The sequence below is a fragment of the Saccharomonospora iraqiensis subsp. paurometabolica YIM 90007 genome (assembly GCF_000231035.2).
Classification (GTDB): domain Bacteria; phylum Actinomycetota; class Actinomycetes; order Mycobacteriales; family Pseudonocardiaceae; genus Saccharomonospora; species Saccharomonospora paurometabolica.
Window position 1 is genome coordinate 2,451 of record NZ_KI912233.1, and the last position, 5,048, is coordinate 7,498.

Annotated in this window: 6 protein-coding genes, 1 tRNA gene and 1 pseudogene; 5 read left to right on the forward strand and 3 right to left on the reverse strand. The window is 72.7% G+C overall.

Annotated features, from left to right (window positions below; genetic code table 11):
• Window positions 1-175: 175 nt before the first annotated feature.
• Window positions 176-2,017: a transketolase gene (locus SACPADRAFT_RS0211280; RefSeq protein ID WP_007026460.1), complete on the reverse strand. Its 1,842-nt coding sequence runs from the start codon at window positions 2,015-2,017 to the stop codon at window positions 176-178.
• Between the two features lie 203 nt (window positions 2,018-2,220).
• Here SACPADRAFT_RS0211280 and SACPADRAFT_RS0211285 point away from each other — a divergent pair.
• A tRNA-Ser gene (locus SACPADRAFT_RS0211285) sits at window positions 2,221-2,306 on the forward strand.
• A gap of 143 nt (window positions 2,307-2,449) precedes the next feature.
• Window positions 2,450-2,587, forward strand: a complete 138-nt coding sequence (locus tag SACPADRAFT_RS32700; protein WP_007026459.1) for a hypothetical protein — start codon at window positions 2,450-2,452, stop codon at window positions 2,585-2,587.
• Between the two features lie 352 nt (window positions 2,588-2,939).
• On the opposite strand, the gene SACPADRAFT_RS0211295 is transcribed toward SACPADRAFT_RS32700, so the two are convergent.
• The gene (locus SACPADRAFT_RS0211295; RefSeq protein WP_007026458.1) at window positions 2,940-3,662 is read right to left on the reverse strand and encodes a cation efflux transmembrane domain-containing protein; all 723 of its coding nucleotides are present in this window, start codon (window positions 3,660-3,662) and stop codon (window positions 2,940-2,942) included.
• Window positions 3,659-4,036, reverse strand: a complete 378-nt coding sequence (cmtR, locus tag SACPADRAFT_RS0211300; protein WP_007026457.1) for a Cd(II)/Pb(II)-sensing metalloregulatory transcriptional regulator CmtR — start codon at window positions 4,034-4,036, stop codon at window positions 3,659-3,661. Before cmtR ends, SACPADRAFT_RS0211295 begins: the two co-directional genes overlap by 4 nt.
• Before the next feature lie 153 nt (window positions 4,037-4,189).
• Here cmtR and SACPADRAFT_RS0211305 point away from each other — a divergent pair, with 153 nt between their 5' ends.
• The 3 genes and pseudogenes from SACPADRAFT_RS0211305 to SACPADRAFT_RS32705 all read left to right on the forward strand — a co-directional run.
• Window positions 4,190-4,450 carry a hypothetical protein gene (locus SACPADRAFT_RS0211305; protein ID WP_007026456.1) on the forward strand — a complete coding sequence of 87 codons (261 nt, stop codon included), beginning with the start codon at window positions 4,190-4,192 and terminating at the stop codon, window positions 4,448-4,450.
• 58 nt (window positions 4,451-4,508) lie between these two features.
• A complete protein-coding gene (locus SACPADRAFT_RS27030) occupies window positions 4,509-4,754 on the forward strand; it encodes a hypothetical protein (protein WP_007026455.1) in 246 nt (81 codons plus the stop codon).
• A 2-nt stretch (window positions 4,755-4,756) separates the two neighbouring features.
• Window positions 4,757-5,048, forward strand: a pseudogene (locus SACPADRAFT_RS32705) (FtsK/SpoIIIE domain-containing protein); the annotation flags it as partial.

Consider the following 5,048-nt stretch of genomic DNA (forward strand, 5'->3'; position numbering starts at 1 on the left):
CGGCCGCACATCCCGCCGCACACGCCGGGGCCGCTGACCGCGCCCCCGGCGTGTGCCGTGAAGGACTCCTTCCCTGCGTCACATGCGGGGAAGGAGTCCTTCACGGCACTCAACGCAGGCAAGGGGTCCTTCACGGCAACACCCGCAACCCCCTCCGGGCGAGGAAGCGCGGGGGTCAGCGGCCGAGGAGGGTGCGGGCGGCGTCGACGATGGCCGAGGAGTCGATGCCCGCGTGCTGGAGCTGCTCGGCGGCGCCGGTCGAGCCCGGCATCGCCAGCACACCGAGCTTGGTGACCTTCGGCATCGTGGTCGCCGACGTGAACGCGTCCAGCACGGCGTCCCCCAGCCCGCCCTGCGGCCAGTGGTCCTCGACCGTGACGACGCGGCCGGTGTCGGCGGCCGCCTCGTGCAGGGTGGCGATGTCCACGGGCTTGACCGAGTACAGATCGATCACCCGCGCCCGGATCCCCGCGTCGGCGAGCTGGTCGGCCGCGGTCAGCGCCTCGTGCACGGTGATCCCCGCGCCGACCAGCGTCACCTCGTCGGACGACGACGAGCGCAGCACCTTGCTGCCGCCGATCGGGAAGCTCTCCTCCGGCCCGTACAGCACCGGCAGGTCCGGGCGGGTGGTGCGCAGGTACCGGATGCCGGAGTGCTCGGCCATCGCCGCGGTCAGGTGCGCGGTCTGGTTGCCGTCACACGGGTAGAGCACCGTGCTGCGCCACACCGCACGGAAGAACGCCAGGTCCTCCAACCCCATCTGCGACGGCCCGTCCGGCCCGATCGACACCCCCGCGTGCGAGCCCATCAGACACAGGTCCGCCCCACTGATGGACGCCATCCGCACGAAGTCGTACGCCCGGCTGAGGAACGCCGCGAACGTCGCCGCGTACGGCACCCAGCCCCGCACCTGCAGCCCCACCGCTGCGGCGATCATCTGCTGCTCGGCGATGTAGCACTCGAAGAACCGGTCGGGGTGTTCCTTCGCGAAGTACCCCGTGCGGGTGGAGTCGCTGACCTCGCCGTCGAGCACCACGATGTCCGACCGCACCCGCCCCAGCGCGGTCAGTGTCTCGCCGAACGCGGTGCGGGTGGCCACCTCCGCACCCGGCGAGTACGTCGGGATCGACAGCGTGTGCAGCCGGGGCGGCGCGGGCCGCTCGTACTCGGGCGCGGTGACGTCCACCCGGATCGACCGCCGCCCGCCCAGCTCGGCGATCGCCTCGTCCGCGTTCGGCAGCGCCTTGCCGTGCTGCCCCTCGGTGTCGTCCACCGCCGACACGCCGCGTCCCTTGTGCGTGCGGGCGAGGATGGCGGTGGGCCGGTCGGATCCGGCGGCCTCAGCGTAGGCACGGTCGATCTGCTCGACGTCGTGCCCGTCGATCTCGATGGTGTGCCAGCCGAACGCGCCGATGCGGCGGGCGTAGGCGCCGGTGTCCCACCCGTGCCGGGTGGGCCCGCGCTGGCCGAGCCGGTTCACGTCGACGATCGCGGTGAGGTTGTCCAGCCGCTCGTACCCGGCGTGCTCGAAGGCCTCCCACATCGACCCCTCGGCGAGTTCGCTGTCCCCGCAGAGCACCCACGTCCGGTAGTCCCGGTGTTCGAGCCTGCGCCCGGCGAGCGCGACACCGACCCCGATCGGCAGCCCCTGCCCCAGCGAGCCGGTGGCCACGTCCACCCACGGCAGCGCGGGGGTGGGGTGCCCCTCCAGCCGGCTGCCAGACGAGCGGTACCAGCGCAGTTCGTCCTCGGAGATCGCCCCGGCCGCGACGTACATCGCGTACAGCAGCACCGAGGCGTGCCCCTTGGAGAAGATCAGGTGATCGTTGGCGGGGTTCTGCGCCGCCTCGAAGTCGTACCGCAGGTGCCCGGCGAGCAGTACGGCCATCAGGTCGGCCGCCGACATCGACGACGTCGGATGCCCCGACCCGGCGAAGTCGGCCGCGCGCACCGCGTCCACCCGCAGTTGCTGCCCCAGCTCGGTGAGCATCTCGCGATCGACGGTCGCCACGGACATCGGCCACCTCTTCCCTCGGCGCGTTCCACAGACCGCCGCGCCGGTCCGGCGCGGCACGTCCCCGGCAGATACCCGAGGTCACGCCCGGTTAACCCGGCCGCGCCGGGACCGGCGCCGCCCTCCCGCCAGCCCGTCCGCGCAGCGCAGCGCCACCGGCCGGGCGGTTGTCGGACCGTGCGGACCCGGCTGATACGCTGTTGCGCGGAGGATTGGCCGAGCGGCCTAAGGCGCACGATTGGAAATCGTGTTGGGTTAACAGCCCTCACGGGTTCGAATCCCGTATCCTCCGCTCACCGGAACGCCGGGTACCCACGGGTGCCCGGCGTTTCGTCGTGTGAGCACGGCGGACAGGCGAGCGAAGGGCCGGACCGGGTCCGGGACCGTAGACTGCCGAACCTGCGGCGGTAGCGGGGAGCTCATGGGAGGTCCGGCATGGGCGACGACGACGGGCAGGTCGCCGATCCCAAGCTCGCCGTGCTCGACGGCATCGGCCGCGCGGTACTGACGATGCGGGCGTGCCGCTGGTGCGACGGCGAGGGCAGGCGACCCCTGCACCACCCACCCGTCTGACCTGGCCACCCGCGCGCGGGGAAACCCCACCCCGGCGAGTCGCCATTCACTGCCCGCGAGTTGACGCTCCAAGGCCGCGAGTCGCCACTCCAGGCCCGCGAGTCGCTGCTCCTTGCCTACGACTCAACGCCGACGGCGGGACGCGATAGAGCCGTCACCCACCCGCACACGAACGGCGGTACTCCCTACCGGCCGACGCGCGGACGTGAAGCGTCGACTCGCGGTTCGGGAACGGCAACTCGCGGTCCTGGGGCGGCAACTCGCGGGCCTGGGGCGGCAACCCGCGGTCCTGGGGCGGCGACTCGCGGGCGTGGGGGAGCGAGTCGGGGCCGCCTTCCGCGTGTGCGGGGAGTCAGCAGCAGTGTTCGCCGCGCCAGGCTTCGCGGCCCTCGCGGACGGCGACGGCGGCGATGACCAGGGCGGCGATCGGGTCGGCCCAGGCCCAGCCGAGCAGGCTGTTCGCCAGCAGGCCCACCAGCAGCACGCCGGAGAGGTAGCTGCACAGCAGCGTCTGCTTGGAGTCCGCCACGGCACTGGCCGAGCCGAGCTGCCTGCCGACGTGGCGCTGGGTCAGCGACAACGCGGGCATGACCGCCAGCGACACCGCGGCGAGCACGATGCCCACCGTCGAGTGCTCCGCCTCGGCGGCACCGAAGAGGCCGCGCACCGACTCCACCCCGACATAGGCGGCCAGCGCGAAGAACGACACGGCGATCACCTTCAGCGCCGTCCGTTCCCGCGCCTCGGGGTCGGCGCCGGAGAACTGCCAGGCCACGGCCGTGGCGGAGGCGACCTCGATCGTCGAGTCCAGGCCGAAGCCGATGAGTGCGGTCGAGTTGGCCAGCGCGCCCGCCGAGATCGCGACAACGGCCTCCACGATGTTGTAGGTGATCGTGGCGGCGACCAGCAGCCGCACCCGGCGGGTCAGGACCGCGCGCCGTTGCCCGGACAGCAGGGCCTCCGGCGGGTGGGCCGACGCCTCCCGGCCCGCATCGCAGGCTCCGTCCGCTCCCGCGCAGCAGTCGTCCACCGGGGCCGAAGCCGGATGTCCGGTGTCGTCGGGCTGGTGGCTCACGGGACCACCTCCTCGGTCGTGCGCGACCCGCCGATGTCCGGTTCCGCCGTCACCGGAGAGTCGTTCAGGCACGGCTGGTCGGTGTCGACGGCCAGCACCATCTCCGACAGCTCCCCCAGCGCGCGGGCCAGGTGCGGGTCGGCGAGGTCGTAGCGGACGCGGCGGCCCTCGTAGGTGGCGGCCACGAGTCCGCAGCCACGCAGGCAGGCCAGGTGGTTCGACACGTTCGACCGGCTCAGGCCGAGCTGTTCGGCCAGGGCGCCCGGGTAGTGCACGCCGTCGAGCAGGGCGGTGAGGATGCGGCAGCGGGTGGGGTCGGCCAGCGCCCGCCCGAGCCGGGCGAGCGCGGTGCCGCGCGTCTCACAGGTCCACATGGGCTGAATAGTACAGCGGATGCTGAACCTTCGATACCCGGTGGGGTGCGCACACGGTGACTGATCGATTCCCCCACCTACCTGCTGTGTGCTGCTGATCGATCACGGTAGGTTGGTCGTCGTCAGACCCGACTTCCTCAAGGAGCCCGACCCATGCCCGGTGTGGAGGAGATTCGCGCGGGGATCGCCCTCGCGAACGAGAAGGCTTCCGCCAGCATCGCCGCCCTGCAGCAGGCCGCCCAGTCCCTCGAGGAAGCCCAACAGTCGCTGGCCCAGGCCACCTCCGGCAGCACTCAGGAGGAGGTCAACCAGACGCACGGGATGCTCGCCGAGGCGTTGCAGGGGATCAACGGCACTCAGACCACCATCCGGGCGTGCATCACCTCCGCCGAGAACTACTCGGCCCGGCTGTGAACCCGGCCGGCCCGGTCGCGGCCGGTGACCGCACGTCGGTGAAGCGTCGGGAGGTCCCATGTCAGCGGAACAACTACGGCACGCGCTCGGCGAGGTGCTCGGCGCTCTCGACGACGTCCGTGCACACAGCGCCACCGCCCGCGAACTCCTGGAGGACTACCGGCGGGTGGTCACCGAGGCCCAGGCCCGGCCCGACCCGTGGCTGCCGGACGAGCTCGCGCGGGCGGTCGAACAGCTCGACGCGAACCGCGCGCGGATCGACGGGGCGGGGCAGATGATCGACCACTACCGTTCGAGGGTGTAGGCGTGCGACGCAGGAACGCGCAGCGCCGCGCCCGGGTCACGCAGGCGCTCGACACCCTCCGCGACCGGATCGGGCTGGTGCTCGGCGCGGCGCGGCACCGCCGCGAGGCGGCCGAGGCCGACCTGGCCCGGCTGCGGCTGGAGCGGCAGGTGGTCGCCACGGGCACCGAGAACGCCCTCGACGACCCCGAACTCCTCGAACGGCTGCGGGACCCGGCGGTGGCCGCCGTCCCCGCGTGGCTGGACCGGGTGCGCGGCCAGTTCCACGCCGAGTGGGCCGAGGGGCCCGAACGAC

Excerpts from the sequence above, each read along its gene's own strand:
- cmtR (WP_007026457.1), bottom strand. The coding sequence starts at position 4,036 with ATGTGGACCTGTGAGACGCGCGGCACCGCGCTCGCCCGGCTCGGGCGG.
- SACPADRAFT_RS0211305 (WP_007026456.1), top strand. The coding sequence starts at position 4,190 with ATGCCCGGTGTGGAGGAGATTCGCGCGGGGATCGCCCTCGCGAACGAG.
- SACPADRAFT_RS0211280 (WP_007026460.1), bottom strand. The coding sequence starts at position 2,017 with ATGTCCGTGGCGACCGTCGATCGCGAGATGCTCACCGAGCTGGGGCAG.
- SACPADRAFT_RS27030 (WP_007026455.1), top strand. The coding sequence starts at position 4,509 with ATGTCAGCGGAACAACTACGGCACGCGCTCGGCGAGGTGCTCGGCGCT.
- SACPADRAFT_RS32700 (WP_007026459.1), top strand. The coding sequence starts at position 2,450 with ATGGGCGACGACGACGGGCAGGTCGCCGATCCCAAGCTCGCCGTGCTC.